Below are 17,668 nucleotides of genomic sequence, written 5' to 3' on the forward strand. Positions count from 1 at the left end.
GACCACGGTACGGGTTCCGGCGACCCGGAATCAGCCCGCAGACTGATGCGACGGCGCGGCGGCCCTCGCTACGCTCGAACGATGAACGAGATCCTCGACTGGATCCTCGACACCGTCCAGGCTGTCGACCCGATCGCACGCACCCTGCTCGCCGGGCTCGGGATGCTCCTCGAGACGTCGGTGCTGATCGGCCTCGTCGTACCCGGCGACACGATCGTGATCGTGGCGTCGACTGCCGTCGACGGGCTCGGCGAGTACTTCGCCCTCACGATCACCGTCATCGTCGGCGCCCTCATCGGCGAGAGCATCGGCTTCGCCCTCGGTCGCTGGTTCGGGCCGCACATCCACCACTCGTGGGTGGGGCGCAAGATCGGCGACGAGAACTGGGATCGCGCCCAGCGCTATCTCGAGCGCCGCGGCGGACCAGCGGTGTTCATCTCCCGCTTCCTGCCCGTCTTGCACTCGCTCATCCCGCTCACGGTGGGCATGAGCTCGATGCGCTACCGGCGCTTCATGGCCTGGACGGTTCCGGCGAGCGTCATCTGGGCCTTCGCCTATGTCACCGTCGGCTGGCTGGCGGCGGGGAGCTACCGCGAGCTCAGCCGCGAACTGCACTGGGCCGGCTACCTGTTCGTCGGAGTCATCGCCGTATTCCTGATCGCAGCTTGGGGCGTGAAGAAGCTCTTGGTGCGTTCCGAGTCGAAGCACATGGGGGCCACGACGAAGGATGCAATGGGGCCCATCGACGATTCGGCGGCGCCCGTCGACGGCGAAGGGCCGGATGCCGCAGCATCCGACCCCTCGAATCTCGACGCGAATCGCTAGAAGAGGGCCTTCTCGGCCAGCCAGTTCTTCGCGATCTCGTCGGCCGATTGCTGTTCGTTGACGCTCAGCGAGTTGAGCGCGACGAGGTCTTCGGGGGTGAGTGCGGCGCTTACGGTGTTGAGCACCTCCGCGATCTCGTCGGTCACCTTCTCGCTGACGACGGGCACGACGTTCGACGCCAGGAAGAGACCTTCGGGGTCTTCGAGGGTCACGAGGTCGTTGGCCTTGATGTTCGGGTCGGCGCTGTAGATGTTCACGAGCTGCACCTGATCGTCGATGAGTGCCTTGAGGGTCAGCGGGCCGCCGCTGTCTTCGATCGGCGTGAACCCGACCTCGACGCCGTACACCTCTTTCAGCCCTTCGGGACCGTAGGGACGCGTCTCCAGCTCGGAGTTGCCGCCGAGCGTCAACGGAGTCGTCACCTTCGCGAGATCGGCCAGGCTCGTCACGCCATTGGCCTCGGAGAACTCCTTGGTGACGTTGTACGAATCCTGATCGGTCGCCGGCGACTGGTCGAGCACCCGGAGGCCCTCGGGCAGCGACGTCTCGAGCTCGGCGTAGACGTCGTCGCTCGTCGTGGCGGTGGTGTCGGGCACGTAGAACTGGAGGAGGTTACCCGTGTACTCGGGGAAGACGTCGATCTCCCCGCTCTCGATCTCGGGGATGTACACCTCGCGCTGTCCGATGCGGAGCTGCCGGTCGACCGTGTAGCCGTTCTCCTCGAGCGCCTGCGCGTAGATCTCGGCGATGATCTCGTTGGAGTAGTAGTCCTGCGAACCGACGACGATCGTCTCGGACGAAGCGTCGCCGCCTCCCGATCCGCTGTCCAGCGGGTCGCCCGACGCGCACCCTGCCAGGGCCACTGTCGCCCCGACCGCGACTGCTGCCAGGGCAGCGAGCCGGCCTTTTCCTGCTGTGTTCATTCTCGATTCCCTTCGATGATGGGTTGCCCCACGACCGCTCGAGGCCGGGTCGGCCGCGAGCGGAGCTCTCTGGTTCGGGTCGCACGCACGCCGGCGGGCACCACGAGTCGTTGCGTGATCGCGAAGATGCCGTCGACGATGAGGGCGAGGAGGATGACGAGGATCGAGCCGCCGAGCATTTCGGCGTAGTCGCGCGTTTTGAGCCCGGCGAAGATGAACCGGCCGAGTCCGTCATCGGCGATGTAGGCGGCGAGCGTCGCCGTCGCGATGATCTGCAGCGTCGCCGAGCGGATGCCGCCCACGATGATCGGCATGCCGAGCGGCACCTCGACCTTGCCGATGAGTTGCGATTCGCGCATGCCCATGGCGCGCGCCGCGTCGATGGTGCGCCGATCGACGGACTCGAATCCGGCGTAGGCGCCCGCGAGCAGCGGCGGGATGGCGAGAATCACGAGGGCGATGATCGGAGCGCCGAGACCGATGCCGATCCAGAGGCCGAAGAGCGTCAGCACGCCGAGGGTCGGCAACGCTCGGAGCCCGCCCGAGACTCTGACTGCGAGCTCTCGACCCTTGCCGGTGTGTCCGATGAACGCTCCGATGGGCAGTGCGATCACCGAGGCGATGACGAGCACGACGGCCGAGATCCACACGTGCTCCCAGAGGCGCTGTGGAATGCTGCCGACGCCGACCCAATTCGCCGGGTCGAGGATCCAGCCGATGCCGTCGAGGATGAAGTTCATGCGGCGTCCGCCTGCTTCACGAGCGCGGCCGACGAGGTGCGGGACCTCGCTGTTTCGGTGCGCGACCACGGCATGAGCAGCCGGCCGGCGACCACGCAGAGCCAATCGAGCACGAGGGCGACCACGATCGTCGCGACGATGCCGGTGAAGATCTCGATCTGGATGTCGCGTTGGAAACCGTCGGTGAAGAGCGTGCCGAGGCTCCGCACGCCGATCACCGCACCCACCGTCGCAAGGCTCACGGTGCTGACCACGACGACCCGAAGCCCCGACAGCAGCACGGGGCCGGCCAGCGGCAGCTCGACGCCCCAGAACCGGCCGGCCGGCGAATACCCGACCGCGGTGGCCGACTGGCGGGTGTCGCGATCGACCGAGTCGAACGCATCGGCCGAGGTGCGCACGATGACGGCCACACCGTAGAGCGTCAAGGCGATCACGAGGTTGACCGGCGAACGCAGCACGAGACCGGTGAGCGCCGGCAGGGCGATGAAGAGCGCGAGCGACGGAATCGCGTAGAGCAGCGCGCAGAGCGCGAGCAACACCCCCCGCGACCATCGGTAGCGGTGGGCGACCCAGCCGATCGGCACGGAGACCACGAAGCTCAGTATGATCGCGGGCACCGACAATGCGAGGTGCGTGAGCGTCAGCTCGCCGACCAGGTCGAGATTCGACCAGAGCCAGTTCACGAGGCGAGCACTCCAGCCGGGCGACCGTCGGCGTCGACGACGAGCCGGCGCCCATCGACCTCGGTCAGGTGCAGGGCACGTTTGCCGCGGTTCGCGCCGACGAAGTCCGCGACGAACTCGTCGGCCGGGTTCGCGAGGATCTCGGCCGGAGACGCCGCCTGCGAGATCTGGCCGCCGTGCTGCATGATCACGACCTGGTCGCCGAGGAGGAACGCCTCGTCGATGTCGTGGGTCACGAAGACGACGGTCTTGCCGAGCTCGCCCTGCAGGCGCAGCAACTCCTGCTGCAGCTCGGCGCGCACGATCGGGTCGACCGCACCGAACGGCTCGTCCATCAGCAGGATGTTCGGGTCGACCGCGAGGCCGCGGGCGACGCCCACCCGTTGCTGCTGCCCACCCGAGAGCTGACTCGGGTACTTGTCGGCGAGCGAGCGATCGAGTCCGACCGTATCGAGCAGTTCGAGTGCGTGCGCGTGCGCCTCGCGCTTCTTCTCACCGCGCAGCAGCGGCACCGTCGCGACGTTGTCGATCACCTTGCGATGCGGCAGCAGACCGGAGTTCTGCATGACGTAGCCGATGCCGCGGCGAAGGGAGACGGGATCGAGGGTCGCGACATCCGTTCCGTCGATGAGCACTTGGCCCGAAGTCGGGTCGACCATTCGGTTGATCATTCGCAGGAGCGTCGTCTTGCCCGACCCCGAGGACCCGACGAGCACCGTCGTCTTGCGCGGCGGGATGACGATGTCCACTCCCGCCACCGCGACCGTGCCGTCGGGGAACTGCTTCGTGACGCCTCGGAACTCGATCATGCTGCCTCATCCCTGGCCCGGCGTTCGCCCGGCGCGGTTTCAAGCCAAACACCATTCGGGCGGAGAGGCAACGCACGCGCCCCGGTGCACGTCAGGCGGCGCTGCTGGCGGCGCGGGCTTCTCCGAGGTGTTCAGCGAGATAATCGTGCACGAGGCGCTTCGCCTCGGTGAGGTAGCGCTCGTCGCCGGCCGCCGCGCGCTCGAAGGCACGGCTGATGAGCGCGTCGCCGAGTTCGATCGCCACACCGAGGCGGAACCGGAGCTCCGACTGGTCGGCATCGCCGCCGAATTCGGCATCGATCACCCGCGCCATGCGGTGGGCGAACTCGGGCTCGACATCGTCGTCGGCGATCTCGCGCTGCGCCGCGTGCACGACACTGAAACCGGGTTCGTCGCGGTACATCGCAGCGCAGGCGTCGAGCGCCACGTCGACGACTTGCCACCAGCTTGCGAGTTCGGTGCGCGCCAGGTCGTCGGCGACCCGTTCCCGGAATCGCCGGATCGATCGCTCGCGCAGTGCGTGCAGCACCGCGACACGGTCGGGGAAATAGCGGTAGACCGTGCCGATCGACGCTCCGGCCCGTTCGGCGACCATCTGCGTGGTCAGCCGCTCGAAGCCTGACTCGTCGACGATCTCGGCGGCGGCATCGAGTAGCGCGTCGAGTCGCTGCGTACTGCGTCGCTGCGTCGGTTCGGTGCGGATCGAGCGCCTCCGGCTCGGATCGGCCCCCAGGATCAGGTCGACATTCGGCACGGAACCTCCTCAGGTGCGCGTCCACTCTACCGGGAGCCGCGTGCGCGCTCCGACCACCCGCGGCCGCGTTTCGCGGCGCGACACCCCCGCATGACAGACTGAGTGGATGCCGGCGAGCTCCCCCCTTCCGGCCGGATCCCGAGAGCGCCAGGTCCGGCATCGTGCTGCGCGCCTCGAAGACTGGGCCCACGAGATCCGCGAACGCTGGGCGCGACGCCGGGGACATGTTCCCACCGTGGTGCCCTACACCGGATACGGCTCGACCCAGTGGGTGCGTGTGTTCTGCCGCGTCCTGCTCAGTCGCCCGGTCGACCCGAACGAGCGGTCCAAGCGTCGACGCCGCCGGGGTGAACAGGGCATTCGCGGATGGCGCAGCTTCACGAGCGTGCCCGTCGGCGACGTGCCCGTGGTCATCGAGGTCGCCGGTCAACGGGTCGAGGTTCTCGCCGACCGTGGCGGGGTCGTCGACACGAAGGTGCCGGTGTCGCTCGAACCGGGCTGGCATCGCGTGACCCTCCGCACCGAAGGATCCGAGGTCGTCGAAGCGCCCATCTGGATCGTCGGCCCCGATGTCGGCTTCGGCATCATCTCCGATGTCGACGACACCGTGATGGTCACTGCACTCCCCCGGCCGTTCGTTGCATTCTGGAACACCTTCGTGCTCGACGAGCACGCGCGCATCCCAACGCCCGGCATGGCGGTGCTTTTCGAACGACTCGTCAGGTCGCATCCGGGCTCGCCCGTCATCTATCTCTCGACGGGCGCTTGGAACGTCGCCCCGACGCTGACACGATTCCTGTCGCGCAATCTCTATCCCGCGGGCCCGTTGCTGCTCACCGACTGGGGTCCGACGCACGACCGCTGGTTCCGAAGCGGCCGCGAACACAAAGAAGAGAACCTGCGACGCCTCGCAGACGAGTTCCCCGAGATGCGCTGGCTGCTGATCGGCGACGACGGCCAGCACGATGAGGAGCTCTACGAGCGCTTCGCGGCGGAGCATCCTGGCCGGGTGGCCGCCATCGCGATCCGGCGCCTCTCGAAGGGCGAGGCGGTGCTCGCGGGCGGTCGTACCAAAGGCGAGCAGCACGCTGCGGGTGTGCCGTGGGTGTCGGCGAGCGACGGATCGACGATCGCCGACAAGCTCGCCGAGATCGGCGTGCTCTAGTGCAGTGACCTGCGGCGCCTAGACGCGTGCAGCGAGGGCGTTGCGGCGGTCGCGTGCGAACCTCGCGAGCCCGCGGTTCACTTGGCGCGCCCAGAGCGGCCCGCGGTAGATGAACGCTGAATAGCCCTGCACCAGAGTGGCGCCGGCGTCCAGCCGGTCTTGCACGTCGGCCGCGGTCTCGACACCGCCGACCGAGACGACGCAGAGTTCAGCAGGCACCTGCCCGCGAATGACCCGCAGCACCTCGAGCGAGCGGGCCGCAAGTGGAGCGCCCGAGAGCCCCCCTGCCCCGATGGCATCGATGACGGATGCCGCCGCGCGCAGGCCTGCGCGGGAGATGGTCGTGTTCGTCGCGATGATGCCGTCGAGCCCGAGCCGTTGCACGAGTTCGCAGATGCGCACGATCTCCGAGTCGGCGAGGTCGGGAGCGATCTTGACGAGCAGCGGGGTGTCTCCTGAGGCCGCACGCACAGACTCGAGCAGTGGGGCGAGCGAGTCGATCTCCTGCAAGCCTCGGAGTCCGGGGGTGTTCGGCGAGCTGACGTTGACCACGAGGTAATCGGCGAAGGGCGCGAGCACGCGGGCGCTCCGCTCGTAGTCGGCGACGGCGTCTTCGACCTCGGTGACCCGGCTCTTGCCGATGTTCACGCCAAGAACCGGGCGATCGCGACGGCGTGACAGCCGCGAGAGGCGACCCGCCGCGGCATCCGCCCCGCCGTTGTTGAATCCCATGCGGTTCACGAGGGCGCGATCGCCGACGAGGCGGAAGAGCCTCGGCCGGGGGTTGCCGGGCTGGGCGATCGCGGTGATGGTGCCCACCTCGACGTGCCCGAAGCCCAGCTGGCCGAGGCCACGCACGGCGAGGCCGTCTTTGTCGAATCCGGCCGCGACGCCGAACGGCGACGGGAATCGGAGGCCGAGCGTCTCGACGACGAGCGACGGATCGGGCGCGGTCATCCGCTCGACGAGTTTTCCGAACCCCAGGGTGGGCAGCGCACGGATTACCCGGAATGCGAGGTGATGGGCGTCTTCAGGGTCCATGCGAGACAGGAAGACGGAGAAGAGAAGTCGATACATGCCGCACTCAGGCTATCGGAGTGCGAGCAACCGACCGACGTCACTCGACTGGACGAGCCGGAAGCCGGCCGTGCTCCTCGCGAAGCTGTTCGATCGCCGATTCGAAATCATCGAGCGAATCGAAGGCCTGGTAGACGCTCGCGAATCGCAAGTACGCGACCTCGTCGAGCTCCCTGAGCGGGGGCAGAATGGCGAGGCCGATGTCGTTCGCTTCGAGCTGCGACGCGCCGGTGGAGCGGATGGTCTCCTCGACCTTCTGCGCGAGCATCGCGAGATCGGAATCCGTCACAGGGCGACCCTGACACGCCTTCCGCACACCGAGCACGACCTTCTCTCGACTGAATGGCTCGACGACGCCGGAACGCTTGATGACGACGAGGCTCGCGGTCTCGGTGGTCGAGAACCGGCGTCCGCACTCGGGGCACTGGCGTCGGCGTCGAATCGAGAGTCCGTCATCGCTCGTGCGCGAGTCGATGACGCGGGAATCGGGGTGGCGGCAGAACGGACAGTACATGGTGCTCCAAGCCTAGCGGCGGCGGTTCGCGCGTGCTCCCCGCTGGGCCGCCCGACCGCCAACGTCAGCGCACTCGTGTCATCGTTCGAAGCGCGCCGAGACCGCTTCCCCGTGTGCAGGCAAATCTTCTTCGGCCGAGAGTGCAGCGATGACGGGAGCGACCACGCGAAGTGCCGCCTCGTCGTACCGCACGACCTGCTGCGGCCGCAGGAACGTCGCCGCGGAGAGCCCCGACGCATACCGCGCCTGACCACCGGTCGGCAGCACGTGATTCGAGCCGGCCGCGTAGTCACCCAGGCTGACGGGTGAGAACGCGCCCACGAAGATCGCACCCGCGTTCTCGATGCGTGCGAGCGTGGCATCCGCGTCACGCACCTGGATCTCGAGGTGCTCGGGACCGAAGGCGTTCGCGAAGTCTGCGGCCTGCTCGAGATCGTCGACGAGCACGAGTGCCGACTGCGCACCGTCGATCGCCTGGCGCACGCGCACGCTGTGTCTGGTGGCGTTCGCCCGGACCTCGAGGCGCTCGCTCACGCGCGCCGCGAACTCGGGCGAGTCGGTCACCAGTACGGCTGCTGCGAGCTCGTCGTGCTCGGCCTGGCTCAGGAGATCGGCCGCAACGAACTCAGGGTCGGCGCTGTCGTCGGCGATGACGAGGATGTCGGTGGGACCGGCCTCGGCGTCGATGCCGGTGACGCCCTGCACGAGACGCTTGGCCGCTGCCACGTAGACGTTGCCGGGCCCGGTGACACGCTGCACGGGCTCGAGGCCGATGCCCTCGACGCCGTACGCGAATGCACCGATCGCCCCGGCGCCGCCCATGGCGTAGACCTCGGTGATGCCGAGGAGCGCCGCGATGCCGACGATCGTCGGGTGGATGCGCCCACCGAACGCGGACTGGGCTGGGGATGCGAGCGCGATCGAGCGAACCCCGGCGACCTGTGCCGGCACGACGTTCATGATCACGCTCGACGGGTACACGGCCTTGCCGCCCGGCACGTAGAGACCGACTCGGGCGACGGGCTGCCAGCGCTGCTCGACGACGGCACCGGCCGCGAGCTCGGTCGTCTGCGGTGCCGGCACCTGCGCCTCGCTCGCAGCGCGCACCCGATCGATCGTCTGGAGCGCCGCCGAGCGGATCTCGGGGGTGAGCCCGTCGAGCGCTGCGGCGAGTTCATCGGCCGGCACTCGCACCGCCGTGGGCCGAACGCCGTCGAACCGTTCGGCCTGGTCGAGCAGTGCCGCCTCGCCACGCTCGCGCACCTCGTCGATGATCGAACGAGTGGCGTCGAGCGCCGCCGAGACGTCCGTCGCGGACCGCGGCACGAGAGCGAGAAGCCCTGCGGTCGTCGGACGGGTTCCACGGAGATCGATGGTGCGCAGCATGATCATTCCAGCCTACGCGTCGGGCAGGCGACGCCGCTTTCGTCAGGCGGCGAACGTCACACGAGGCAGTTCGGGCCGAGCAGGCTCTTCAGCTCGCCGTACAGGTCAGCGGTCACCTTGACCGGGTACTGCCCGACCTCGAAGACACGACCGACGCGGCCCTTCGTCAGCGTGATCCGAACCTCGGTCTCCCCGCGATGACGCACGAGCACGTCTCGGAGCGCCTCGGTCGTCTCTTGCGTCGCCCGTTGGTCGGGCAGCGTGATCTTCACGATGCCCGATTCTTCGTCCTGACCGATTTCGGGCGTCAGCACACTGTAGGCATGCAGGTTCAGGCCGTCGTCACGCATGCTGACGCGCCCGCGCACGACCACGATCGAATCGGCCTGCAGGCCGGGAGCGAACTCCTGGTAGGCCTTGCCCATGAACATCACCGTAATCTCGCCCGAGAAGTCCTCGACCGTGATCATGCCGTACTGGTTGCCCGAGGCCTTCGCGATGCGGTGCTGAACGCTCGTGACGAGACCCGCGACCGTGACGGTGTCGGCATCCTGCGTCGAATCCGAGGTCATCAGATCGGTGATGGTGGTCGACGCATGCTTCGCGAGTGGAGCCTCGAGTCCCGCAAGCGGGTGGTCGGACACGTAGAGCCCCAGCATCTCGCGCTCGAAGGCCAGCTTCTGCTTCTTCGGCCATTCGGGACGCGCAGGCACGAGCGACGGCGCGGCATCCCGCTCGTCGTCGTCGAAGAGGCTGTCGAAGTCGAAGCCGAAGTCGCCGACCTCTTCGGCACGCTTCTCCTTGACGACCGACTCGACCGCGCCCTCGTGGATCTCGACGAGCGAGCGACGCGTGTGTCCGAGCGAGTCGAACGCGCCCGCCTTCGCGAGCGACTCGACCGTGCGCTTGTTCGCCACCGGTAGCGGCGACTTCTTCAGGAAGTCGTGGAAGGACTCGAACCGGCCCTTCGTCTCGCGTGCACTGCGGATCGCTTCGACCACGTTGAAACCGACGTTACGGACCGCGCCGAGTCCGAATCGGATGTCCTCGCCGACGGCGGCGAAGTACCCGATCGACTCGTTGACGTCGGGCGGAAGCACCTTGATGCCCATGCGCCGGCACTCGTTGAGGTAGAGGGCGAGCTTGTCGCGCGCATCACCGACACTCGTGAGCAGTGCCGCCATGTACTCGGCCGGGTAGTGCGCCTTGAGGTACGCCGTCCAATAGCTCAGCACGCCGTAGGCGGCAGAGTGAGCCTTGTTGAACGCGTAGTCCGAGAACGGGAGCAGAATCTCCCAGAGCTTCTGGATTGCGGCATCGGAATAGCCGTTGGCCTTCATGCCTCCCGAGAAGCCCTCGTACTGCTTGTCGAGCTCGGACTTCTTCTTCTTACCCATCGCGCGGCGGAGGATGTCGGCCTGACCGAGCGAGAACCCGGCGACCTTCTGCGCGATCGCCATGACCTGCTCCTGATAGATGATCAGGCCGTAGCTCGTGTCGAGGATCTCCCGGAGCGACTCCTCGAACTCGGGGTGGATCGGGGTGATCTCCTGCAGGTCGTTCTTGCGCAGCGCGTAGTTGATGTGCGAGTTCGCGCCCATGGGCCCCGGCCGGTAGAGCGCGATGACGGCGGAGATGTCTTCGAAATTATCGGGCTTCATCTGGCGCAGGAGCGACCGCATCGGCCCGCCGTCGAGCTGGAACACCCCGAGCGTGTCACCCCTCGCCAGCAGGTCGTAAGCGCCCTGGTCGTCGAGCGCGAGGTCTTCGAGCACCGGGCGGTGGCCACGGTTGGCCTCGATGTTGTCGAGGGCGTCGTCGATGATCGTGAGGTTGCGCAGCCCCAGGAAGTCCATCTTGATGAGGCCGAGGGCTTCGCACGCGGGGTAGTCGAACTGGGTGACGATCTGACCGTCTTGTTCGCGCTTCATGATCGGGATGATGTCGGCGAGCGGATCGCTCGACATGATCACGCCGGCCGCGTGCACACCCCACTGGCGCTTCAGGTTCTCGAGGCCGAGTGCCGTCTCGAAGACGGTCTTCGCCTCGGGGTCGGTCTCGACGATGGCCCGGATATCAGAGGCCTCTTTGTACCGCGGGTGCTTCGTATCGAAGATGCCGGTGAGCGGGATGTCTTTGCCCATGACCGCGGGCGGCATCGCCTTCGTGAGCTTCTCGCCCATCGAGAACGGGAAGCCGAGTACGCGGCCCGAGTCTTTGAGCGCCTGCTTCGCCTTGATCGTGCCGTACGTCACGATCTGGGCGACCCGCTCGTCGCCGTATTTCTCGGTCACGTACTTGATGACCTCACCGCGTCGACGCTCGTCGAAGTCGACGTCGAAGTCGGGCATCGAGACGCGATCGGGGTTCAGGAACCGCTCGAAGATGAGGCCGTGCTGCAGGGGGTCGAGGTCGGTGATGCGCATCGCATACGCCGCCATCGAGCCGGCACCCGAGCCTCGGCCCGGGCCGACCCGGATGCCGTTGTTCTTCGACCAATTGATGAAGTCGGCCACGACGAGGAAGTAGCCGGGGAAGCCCATCTGCAGAATGACGCCGACCTCGTAGTCGGCCTGCGTGCGCACCTCGGCCGGGATGCCGTTCGGGTAGCGCACGGCCAGTCCGCGGTCGACCTCTTTGACGAACCAGGTGTCTTCGCTCTCCCCGTCGGGCACCGGGAAGCGCGGCATGTAGTTGGCGTTGGTGTTGAACTGCACATCGCAACGTTCGGCGATGAGCAGGGTGTTGTCGCACGCCTCGGGGTAGTCGCGGAAGACGTGCCGCATCTCGGCCGCGGTCTTCAGGTAGAACTCGTCGGCGTCGAACTTGAACCGGTTGGGGTCGTCGAGAGTCGAGCCCGATTGCACGCAGAGCAGGGCCGCGTGACTCTTGGCGTCGTCGGCGTGCGTGTAATGCAGGTCGTTCGTGGCGACGAGCGGCAGGCCCAGATCTTTCGCGAGCCGGTGCAGGTCTTCCATGATGCGGCGTTCGATGCCGAGACCGTGGTCCATGATCTCGGCGAAGTAGTTCTCTTTGCCGAAGATGTCGCGGAAGTCGGATGCCGCCTTCACCGCTTCGTCGTACTGGCCGAGCCGCAGCCGGGTCTGCACTTCGCCCGAGGGGCATCCGGTCGTGGCGATGAGTCCCTTCGAGTACATCGACAGCAGCTCGCGGTCCATGCGGGGCTTGAAGTAGTAGCCCTCGATCGACGCCCGGCTCGAGAGACGGAAGAGGTTGTGCATGCCCTCGGTCGTCTCAGACAGCAACGTCATGTGCGTGTAGGCGCCCGAGCCCGAGACGTCGTCGCCGCCCCCGCTGCCCCACCGGATACGTGTCTTGTCGCCGCGCGCGGTGCCCGGCGTGATGTACGCCTCGGTGCCGATGATCGGCTTGATGCCGGCGTCGGTCGCCTGCTTCCAGAAGTCGTAGGCGCCGAACACGTTGCCGTGGTCGGTGATCGCAACGGCGGGCATGCCCTCGTTCTTCGCCGCCTGGATGAGCTCCCCCACCCGGGCCGCACCGTCGAGCATCGAGTACTCGCTGTGCACGTGCAGATGGGCGAAGGAATCGGCGGCCACTGGGCTCCTCATCGGGTACGGCGAGAGTGTTTCGGGGTCCTTGAAGTCTACGGCGACCGGGCGACGCCTGGCCCAGGTCGACCGCGCGTCAGTCCCCGCGCAGCACGTCGAGCGCGTGTGCGAGGTCGGCGGGGTACTCCGACACGAAGGTCGTCCACGCTGCGCCTGCGGGGTGGGTGAACGCGAGTTGCTTGGCGTGCAGCCATTGCCGCTCGAGGCCGAGCCGGGCAGACAGCGTCGGGTCGGCGCCGTACATCGAGTCGCCCGCGCACGGGTGGCGTTGCGCGGCCATGTGCACACGGATCTGGTGCGTGCGGCCCGTCTCGAGATGCACCTCGAGCAGCGACGCGTACGGGAACGCCTCGATCGTCTCGTAGTGGGTCACCGCGTGCTTGCCGTCGGCGGTCACCGCGAACTTCCACTCCGAGCGGGGGTGCCGGCCGACCGGCGCGTCGATCGTGCCGGCGAGCGGGTCAGGATGGCCCTGCACGATCGTGTGATAGATCTTCTCGACCTCGCGGTCGTGGAACTGTCGCTTCAGCTCGGTGTACGCACGCTCCGACTTGGCGACGACCATGAGCCCGCTCGTGCCCGCATCGAGGCGGTGCACGACTCCTTGACGTTCGGGTGCACCGGAAGTGGAGATGCGGAATCCGGCGGCGGCCAGCGCCCCGACCACGGTCGGCCCGTTCCACCCGACCGAGGGGTGTGCTGCGACTCCCGCCGGCTTGTCGACGACGACGAGGTCGTCATCGTCGTGGATGACGCCGAGATCGGGAACCGCGATCGGTTCGATCGTGAGACCGCGCGGCTCCTCCCAGCTCACCTCGAGCCAGGCGCCGGCGCGCAGACGGTCGGATTTGTCGACGGATGCCCCGTCGAGGCTCACGCCGCCACGGGACGCGATCTCCGCGGCCAGTGTGCGCGAGAACCCGAGGAGCTTTGCGAGCCCCGCGTCGACGCGCGAACCGTCGAGACCGTCGGGAACAGGGAAGGAGCGGTTCTCCATCAGGCGCCGTGCGCGGCTTCGCGCAGCCGGGCATCGCCCTCGCCCGCGGTGGCCTCCGGCGCGGCCGGCGCTGTCTCGGCGGTTTTTGATTCGCGCGGTTGACGCGAGCCGTCGAGGCCGATGCCGCGAATCGTGAGGATCATGAAGAGCACCATGCTCGACACGATCGCCATGTCGGCGACGTTGTAGATGGCCGGGATGAGCCACGGCGTCGAGATGAAGTCGATCACGTGCCCGAGGCCGAAGGACGGCTCCCGGAAGAGCCGGTCGGTCAGATTCCCGACCACACCGCCGAGCAGGAGCCCGAACACGATGGCCCACGCGACCGAGCGGATACGACGTGCGAACCACACGATGAAGGTGATGACGCCTGCGGCCAGGATCGTGAAGATCCAGGTCATGCCGCTCGCGAACGACAACGCGGCACCGGGGTTGCGCACGAACTGCCATTGCAACAGCGTTCCCAGTACGGGCACGATCTCACCTTCGGTGAGGTTCGTGACGACGAGGAACTTGCTCAGCTGGTCGAGGCCGTACGCCGCGATTGCGGCGCCGGCCACGACCAGGAGTGCTGTGGTTGAGCCGACCTTGACGGCCCGCTCAGCCTCCAAAGCCCTGGAAGGTCGGTGCGGGCTGCTCAGCGGGCAGGCCCGCCGGAGCGGAGAAGCCCTGGTTGCCCGACGCCTGCACCGGGGCCGCCGTGTCGAGCTCGCGGAGCTGGCCCTCGATGTAGTTCTTCAGCTTCGCCCGGTAGTCGCGCTCGAACAGGCGAAGCTCGTCGACGCGCTTCTCGAGCGCCACGCGCTCCTGGTCGAGCACGCCGATCTGGGCGCGCTGCTTCGCTTCGGCCTCGGCGACGACACGCGCAGCAGTCGCGTGGCCCTCGGCGATGAGCGCGTCGCGCTTCTCGATGCCCTCGCGCACGTGCTCCTCGTGCAGCCGGCGGGCCAGCTGCAGGAGGTTCGTGGTGCTCGTCTGCTCGTCGAAGTCCGACTGCGGAGCTGCGGGCTGCTGCATCTGCACCGCGACGGTGGGAGGCGGCGCAGCCGGCTCGGTGTACACCGCCGGGGTCGGTGCCGCGGCAGCCGGCGCTTTCGAGGCATCCGCAGCACGGGCCTCTGCCGCTGAGAGCCGCTGACGCAGCTCTTCGTTCTCCCCGTACAGTCGACGAAGCTCGACCACGACCTCGTCGAGGAAATCGTCGACCTCATCTTGGTCGTACCCTTCCCGGAACTTCGTCGCCTGGAAGCGCTTGTTGACCACATCTTCCGGAGTTAGCGCCATGGCTTTCCACCCTCAAATCTGTCGAACTGTTCGATCACGTTCAGCTAACGGTAGCAAAGAGATCCTCAGAGTCGTGAGTGCCGATCTTCTCGACCTCATGCTCGGAGGAGATCATCAGCCGGGCACGGCCGCTGCCTGCGCCAGAAGCGACACCACTGTCATCGCCACGATCACCACGAGCATGGCCAGACTCCAGCCCAGATCGAGGGCGACCTGGCCGATGCGGATCGGCGGCACGAGCCGCCGGAAGAAGCGCACGAGCGGATCGGTGAGACTGTAGACGAGCTCCACGATCACGAGCCAGGCGCCTCTCGGGCGCCACGATCTGTTGAAGGTGCGCACCAGATCCAGCACGAACCGCCCCCACATCACGAAGAAGTAGATGAGCAGCAGCGCGTAAAGGATGTTCCAAACGACGACGAGAGCGCCCACGGGGCGCTACGCGTGCGTGAAGAACGACGCGTCGACGTCGCCTTCGCTCTCGCCGGTCTCTCCCGAGACAACGACGTGCGCGGGCGAGAGCAGGAACACCTTGCTCGTGACGCGCTCGATCTTGCCGTAGAGGCCCTGTGAGAGGCCGCTGGCGAAGTCGATGAGACGCCGAGCGTCGGCATCCGACATCTGTGAGAGGTTGATGATCACCGGTACTCCCTCGCGGAAGGACTCGGCGATCACCTGCGCGTCACGGTATTGACGCGGGTGCACGGTCAGGATCTCGTTCATCTCCGCCTGCGGTGTGCTCGGTTGGACATGGTTCTTGCGCAGCGGTGTGACCGCCGCGCCGGTCCGCGGGGCAGGCGCCGCGGTCACGACCGGCGTCACCGGTACGGGCGCGTGTGCCTGCTGGGTCTCCTCTTCGAGCTCTTCATCGGCGAGTCCGAGATAGACCATGGTCTTCTTGAGCGGGTTCGACATCGCTGCCTCCGTCTGTGTTCCGTCTCTTCGAGGTTAACCGGCGACCGGCCGATTCCCGGTGATTGCCGTTCCGATTCTCAGGTGTGTCGCACCCTCCATGATCGCGTCGCGAAAATCGTGCGACATCCCCATGGACAGATCGCGTGCAGTGGGTTCTAATGACTGCACGAGTTTGGAGAACTCTCGCATGCGCGCGAACGCGGGCCGCGCAGGCTCGCCGAGCGGAGCGACCGCCATGAGCCCTCGAAGCCGCAGCCCGGGTGTGCCGAGCACCCGCTCGACGAGCGACTCGAGCGCGTCGGGAGCGACGCCGCCGCGGCCGGGGTCATCCGTCAGGTTCACCTGCACGAAGCAGTCGACGGATGCCTCGTCGGAACGGAGCCCGTCGACGAGCGCAGCGCGGTCGACCGAGTGGATCGCCGAAGCGTATGCGCGCACCTGTTTGGCCTTCTTGCTCTGCAACTGGCCGATGAAGTGCCAGCGCAAACCGAGACTCGCGAGCTCGGCGGCCTTGGCTTGCGCTTCCTGATGGCGGTTCTCGCCGAAATCGTCGACCCCGAGCGCCGCGAGCTCGGCGACGAGCGTCGCCGGCTGGAACTTGGTGACGACGATCGTTGTCAACTCGTCGGCGTCACGACCTGCGTCGGCCGCGGCATCCGCGATTCGCCCGGTCACCTCGACCAGGCGCCCGGCGAGCGTGTCGGCGCCCGCCGCGGCGCTCCGGCCGCGGATGCCGTTCACTTCAGGAAGTCGGGGATGTCGAGGTCGTCGTCATCGGTGTCGAACGCGGGGTCGGAGACGATCTGGTCTGCGGTGCTCGACTCGACCTCGCCCCAGTTGGCCGTCTCGACCAGTTCGTCGATGTCGATCTCGGCGATCACGTCGGCGGCCTCACCCGAGATGGCACCGCCGCCGACCGCCGCACCGACCACGGCCGGCGCGAAGTTCGTGCGCCGGGCCTCGACGGGCTTCGCTCCCGGTTCGCCGCCGTCGAAGCCGGCGGCGATGACCGTGACGCGTACTTCGTCGCCGAGCGTGTCGTCGATGACGGCACCGAAGATGATGTTGGCCTCGGGGTGCACGGCCTCCTGCACGAGGCGTGCGGCGTCGTTGATCTCGAAGATGCCGAGGTTGGATCCGCCCTGGATCGAGAGCAGCACACCGTGCGCACCGTCGATCGATGCTTCGAGCAGCGGACTCGCCACGGCGAGTTCGGCGGCCTTGATGGCGCGGTCGGCCCCTCTCGACGAGCCGATGCCCATGAGCGCCGAGCCCGCACCCTGCATGACCGACTTGACATCGGCGAAGTCGAGGTTGATGAGGCCTGGAGTCGTGATGAGGTCGGTGATGCCCTGCACGCCGGCGAGGAGCACCTGATCGGCGGTCGCGAACGCTTCGAGCATCGAGATGCCGCGGTCGCTGATCTCGAGCAACCGGTCGTTCGGCACCACGATGAGGGTGTCGACCTCGTCTTTCAGGCGTGCGACGCCCTGCTCGGCCTGTGTCTGGCGTCGCTTGCCCTCGAAGCCGAACGGCTTCGTGACGACACCGATGGTGAGCGCGCCGATGGACTTCGCGATGCGCGCGACGACCGGCGCACCGCCCGTGCCCGTGCCGCCGCCTTCGCCCGCGGTGACGAAGACCATGTCGGCGCCCGCGAGCGCCTCCTCGATCTCCTCCGCGTGGTCTTCGGCGGCTCTTCGGCCGACCTCGGGGTCGGCGCCGGCGCCGAGGCCGCGCGTGAGGTCGCGCCCGACGTCGAGCTTGACGTCGGCGTCGGACATCAGCAGCGCCTGCGCGTCGGTGTTGATCGCGATGAACTCGACTCCGCGGAGGCCGAGTTCGATCATGCGGTTGACGGCGTTGACACCGCCGCCGCCGATACCGACGACCTTGATGACGGCGAGGTAGTTCTGGTTTGTCGACATGACCGGCCTTCCGTGCGAACTCTGAACCTCTAGTCGAAGGTTAAAGTTTTGCTGAGTATGCAATTCCTGAAGTTG

The 17,668-nt window shown here is 67.3% G+C and carries 18 protein-coding genes; 2 read left to right on the forward strand and 16 right to left on the reverse strand.

The genetic code is table 11. The features are described 5' to 3' along the window. Nucleotides 1-81: 81 nt before the first annotated feature. Nucleotides 82-825: a DedA family protein gene (locus AC1C2S_RS19395; RefSeq protein WP_495354229.1), complete on the forward strand. Its 744-nt coding sequence runs from the start codon at nucleotides 82-84 to the stop codon at nucleotides 823-825. On the opposite strand, the gene AC1C2S_RS19400 is transcribed toward AC1C2S_RS19395, so the two are convergent. From AC1C2S_RS19400 to AC1C2S_RS19420, 5 genes are all read right to left on the reverse strand, one after another. Beyond that, a complete protein-coding gene (locus AC1C2S_RS19400; protein WP_495354230.1) occupies nucleotides 822-1,748 on the reverse strand; it encodes an ABC transporter substrate-binding protein in 927 nt (308 codons plus the stop codon). The genes AC1C2S_RS19395 and AC1C2S_RS19400 overlap by 4 nt on opposite strands. Continuing rightward, nucleotides 1,745-2,488: an ABC transporter permease gene (locus tag AC1C2S_RS19405; protein WP_495354231.1), complete on the reverse strand. Its 744-nt coding sequence runs from the start codon at nucleotides 2,486-2,488 to the stop codon at nucleotides 1,745-1,747. Before AC1C2S_RS19405 ends, AC1C2S_RS19400 begins: the two co-directional genes overlap by 4 nt. Further along, nucleotides 2,485-3,174 (reverse strand): ABC transporter permease, encoded by a 690-nt coding sequence (locus AC1C2S_RS19410; protein ID WP_495354232.1) that lies wholly within the window; start codon nucleotides 3,172-3,174, stop codon nucleotides 2,485-2,487. Before AC1C2S_RS19410 ends, AC1C2S_RS19405 begins: the two co-directional genes overlap by 4 nt. After that, nucleotides 3,171-3,983 carry an ABC transporter ATP-binding protein gene (locus AC1C2S_RS19415; protein ID WP_495354233.1) on the reverse strand — a complete coding sequence of 271 codons (813 nt, stop codon included), beginning with the start codon at nucleotides 3,981-3,983 and terminating at the stop codon, nucleotides 3,171-3,173. The genes AC1C2S_RS19410 and AC1C2S_RS19415 overlap by 4 nt, the downstream gene beginning before the upstream one ends. A gap of 91 nt (nucleotides 3,984-4,074) precedes the next feature. Beyond that, entirely contained in the window at nucleotides 4,075-4,737 is a 663-nt protein-coding gene (locus AC1C2S_RS19420) for a TetR/AcrR family transcriptional regulator (protein ID WP_495354234.1), read from the reverse strand. 106 nt (nucleotides 4,738-4,843) lie between these two features. On the opposite strand from AC1C2S_RS19420, the gene AC1C2S_RS19425 reads away from it, so the two are divergent. After that, the gene (locus AC1C2S_RS19425) at nucleotides 4,844-5,902 is read left to right on the forward strand and encodes an App1 family protein phosphatidate phosphatase (RefSeq protein ID WP_495354235.1); all 1,059 of its coding nucleotides are present in this window, start codon (nucleotides 4,844-4,846) and stop codon (nucleotides 5,900-5,902) included. An 18-nt stretch (nucleotides 5,903-5,920) separates the two neighbouring features. Here the strand turns inward: AC1C2S_RS19425 and AC1C2S_RS19430 are convergent, their stop codons facing one another. The 11 genes from AC1C2S_RS19430 to ftsZ all read right to left on the reverse strand — a co-directional run bounded on the left by AC1C2S_RS19430 (nucleotide 5,921) and on the right by ftsZ (nucleotide 17,593). After that, nucleotides 5,921-6,979, reverse strand: coding sequence for a quinone-dependent dihydroorotate dehydrogenase (locus AC1C2S_RS19430; RefSeq protein ID WP_495354236.1), 1,059 nt, complete (start codon nucleotides 6,977-6,979; stop codon nucleotides 5,921-5,923). 40 nt (nucleotides 6,980-7,019) lie between these two features. Beyond that, on the reverse strand, nucleotides 7,020-7,493 hold the full coding sequence (gene nrdR / locus AC1C2S_RS19435) for a transcriptional regulator NrdR (protein WP_495354237.1): 474 nt from the start codon (nucleotides 7,491-7,493) through the stop codon (nucleotides 7,020-7,022). Nucleotides 7,494-7,571: 78 nt separating this feature from the next. Continuing rightward, nucleotides 7,572-8,879 (reverse strand): histidinol dehydrogenase, encoded by a 1,308-nt coding sequence (gene hisD, locus AC1C2S_RS19440; protein ID WP_495354238.1) that lies wholly within the window; start codon nucleotides 8,877-8,879, stop codon nucleotides 7,572-7,574. Nucleotides 8,880-8,935: 56 nt separating this feature from the next. Beyond that, nucleotides 8,936-12,469, reverse strand: coding sequence for a DNA polymerase III subunit alpha (dnaE, locus tag AC1C2S_RS19445; protein WP_495354239.1), 3,534 nt, complete (start codon nucleotides 12,467-12,469; stop codon nucleotides 8,936-8,938). Nucleotides 12,470-12,545: 76 nt separating this feature from the next. Continuing rightward, on the reverse strand, nucleotides 12,546-13,466 hold the full coding sequence (locus tag AC1C2S_RS19450; protein WP_495354240.1) for an RluA family pseudouridine synthase: 921 nt from the start codon (nucleotides 13,464-13,466) through the stop codon (nucleotides 12,546-12,548). Then, complete coding sequence (gene lspA, locus AC1C2S_RS19455) at nucleotides 13,466-14,077, reverse strand: signal peptidase II (protein ID WP_495354241.1); 612 nt, start codon at nucleotides 14,075-14,077, stop codon at nucleotides 13,466-13,468. Before lspA ends, AC1C2S_RS19450 begins: the two co-directional genes overlap by 1 nt. Next, the gene (locus AC1C2S_RS19460) at nucleotides 14,067-14,750 is read right to left on the reverse strand and encodes a DivIVA domain-containing protein (protein WP_495354242.1); all 684 of its coding nucleotides are present in this window, start codon (nucleotides 14,748-14,750) and stop codon (nucleotides 14,067-14,069) included. Before AC1C2S_RS19460 ends, lspA begins: the two co-directional genes overlap by 11 nt. Before the next feature lie 114 nt (nucleotides 14,751-14,864). Beyond that, complete coding sequence (locus AC1C2S_RS19465; RefSeq protein ID WP_495354243.1) at nucleotides 14,865-15,182, reverse strand: YggT family protein; 318 nt, start codon at nucleotides 15,180-15,182, stop codon at nucleotides 14,865-14,867. Between the two features lie 6 nt (nucleotides 15,183-15,188). Then, on the reverse strand, nucleotides 15,189-15,665 hold the full coding sequence (locus AC1C2S_RS19470; RefSeq protein ID WP_495354244.1) for a cell division protein SepF: 477 nt from the start codon (nucleotides 15,663-15,665) through the stop codon (nucleotides 15,189-15,191). Between the two features lie 33 nt (nucleotides 15,666-15,698). Further along, nucleotides 15,699-16,406 carry a YggS family pyridoxal phosphate-dependent enzyme gene (locus tag AC1C2S_RS19475; protein ID WP_495354245.1) on the reverse strand — a complete coding sequence of 236 codons (708 nt, stop codon included), beginning with the start codon at nucleotides 16,404-16,406 and terminating at the stop codon, nucleotides 15,699-15,701. Beyond that, nucleotides 16,403-17,593 carry a cell division protein FtsZ gene (ftsZ, locus tag AC1C2S_RS19480; RefSeq protein ID WP_495354246.1) on the reverse strand — a complete coding sequence of 397 codons (1,191 nt, stop codon included), beginning with the start codon at nucleotides 17,591-17,593 and terminating at the stop codon, nucleotides 16,403-16,405. The genes AC1C2S_RS19475 and ftsZ overlap by 4 nt, the downstream gene beginning before the upstream one ends. Between the last annotated feature and the right edge of the window lie 75 nt (nucleotides 17,594-17,668).

The sequence above is a fragment of the Agromyces sp. Y782 genome, assembly GCF_059445405.1.

Excerpts from the sequence above, each read along its gene's own strand:
- AC1C2S_RS19395 (WP_495354229.1), top strand. The coding sequence starts at position 82 with ATGAACGAGATCCTCGACTGGATCCTCGACACCGTCCAGGCTGTCGAC.
- AC1C2S_RS19400 (WP_495354230.1), bottom strand. The coding sequence starts at position 1,748 with ATGAACACAGCAGGAAAAGGCCGGCTCGCTGCCCTGGCAGCAGTCGCG.
- AC1C2S_RS19405 (WP_495354231.1), bottom strand. The coding sequence starts at position 2,488 with ATGAACTTCATCCTCGACGGCATCGGCTGGATCCTCGACCCGGCGAAT.
- AC1C2S_RS19415 (WP_495354233.1), bottom strand. The coding sequence starts at position 3,983 with ATGATCGAGTTCCGAGGCGTCACGAAGCAGTTCCCCGACGGCACGGTC.
- AC1C2S_RS19425 (WP_495354235.1), top strand. The coding sequence starts at position 4,844 with ATGCCGGCGAGCTCCCCCCTTCCGGCCGGATCCCGAGAGCGCCAGGTC.
- AC1C2S_RS19430 (WP_495354236.1), bottom strand. The coding sequence starts at position 6,979 with ATGTATCGACTTCTCTTCTCCGTCTTCCTGTCTCGCATGGACCCTGAA.
- nrdR (WP_495354237.1), bottom strand. The coding sequence starts at position 7,493 with ATGTACTGTCCGTTCTGCCGCCACCCCGATTCCCGCGTCATCGACTCG.
- hisD (WP_495354238.1), bottom strand. The coding sequence starts at position 8,879 with ATGCTGCGCACCATCGATCTCCGTGGAACCCGTCCGACGACCGCAGGG.
- dnaE (WP_495354239.1), bottom strand. The coding sequence starts at position 12,469 with ATGAGGAGCCCAGTGGCCGCCGATTCCTTCGCCCATCTGCACGTGCAC.
- AC1C2S_RS19450 (WP_495354240.1), bottom strand. The coding sequence starts at position 13,466 with ATGGAGAACCGCTCCTTCCCTGTTCCCGACGGTCTCGACGGTTCGCGC.
- AC1C2S_RS19460 (WP_495354242.1), bottom strand. The coding sequence starts at position 14,750 with ATGGCGCTAACTCCGGAAGATGTGGTCAACAAGCGCTTCCAGGCGACG.
- AC1C2S_RS19470 (WP_495354244.1), bottom strand. The coding sequence starts at position 15,665 with ATGTCGAACCCGCTCAAGAAGACCATGGTCTATCTCGGACTCGCCGAT.
- ftsZ (WP_495354246.1), bottom strand. The coding sequence starts at position 17,593 with ATGTCGACAAACCAGAACTACCTCGCCGTCATCAAGGTCGTCGGTATC.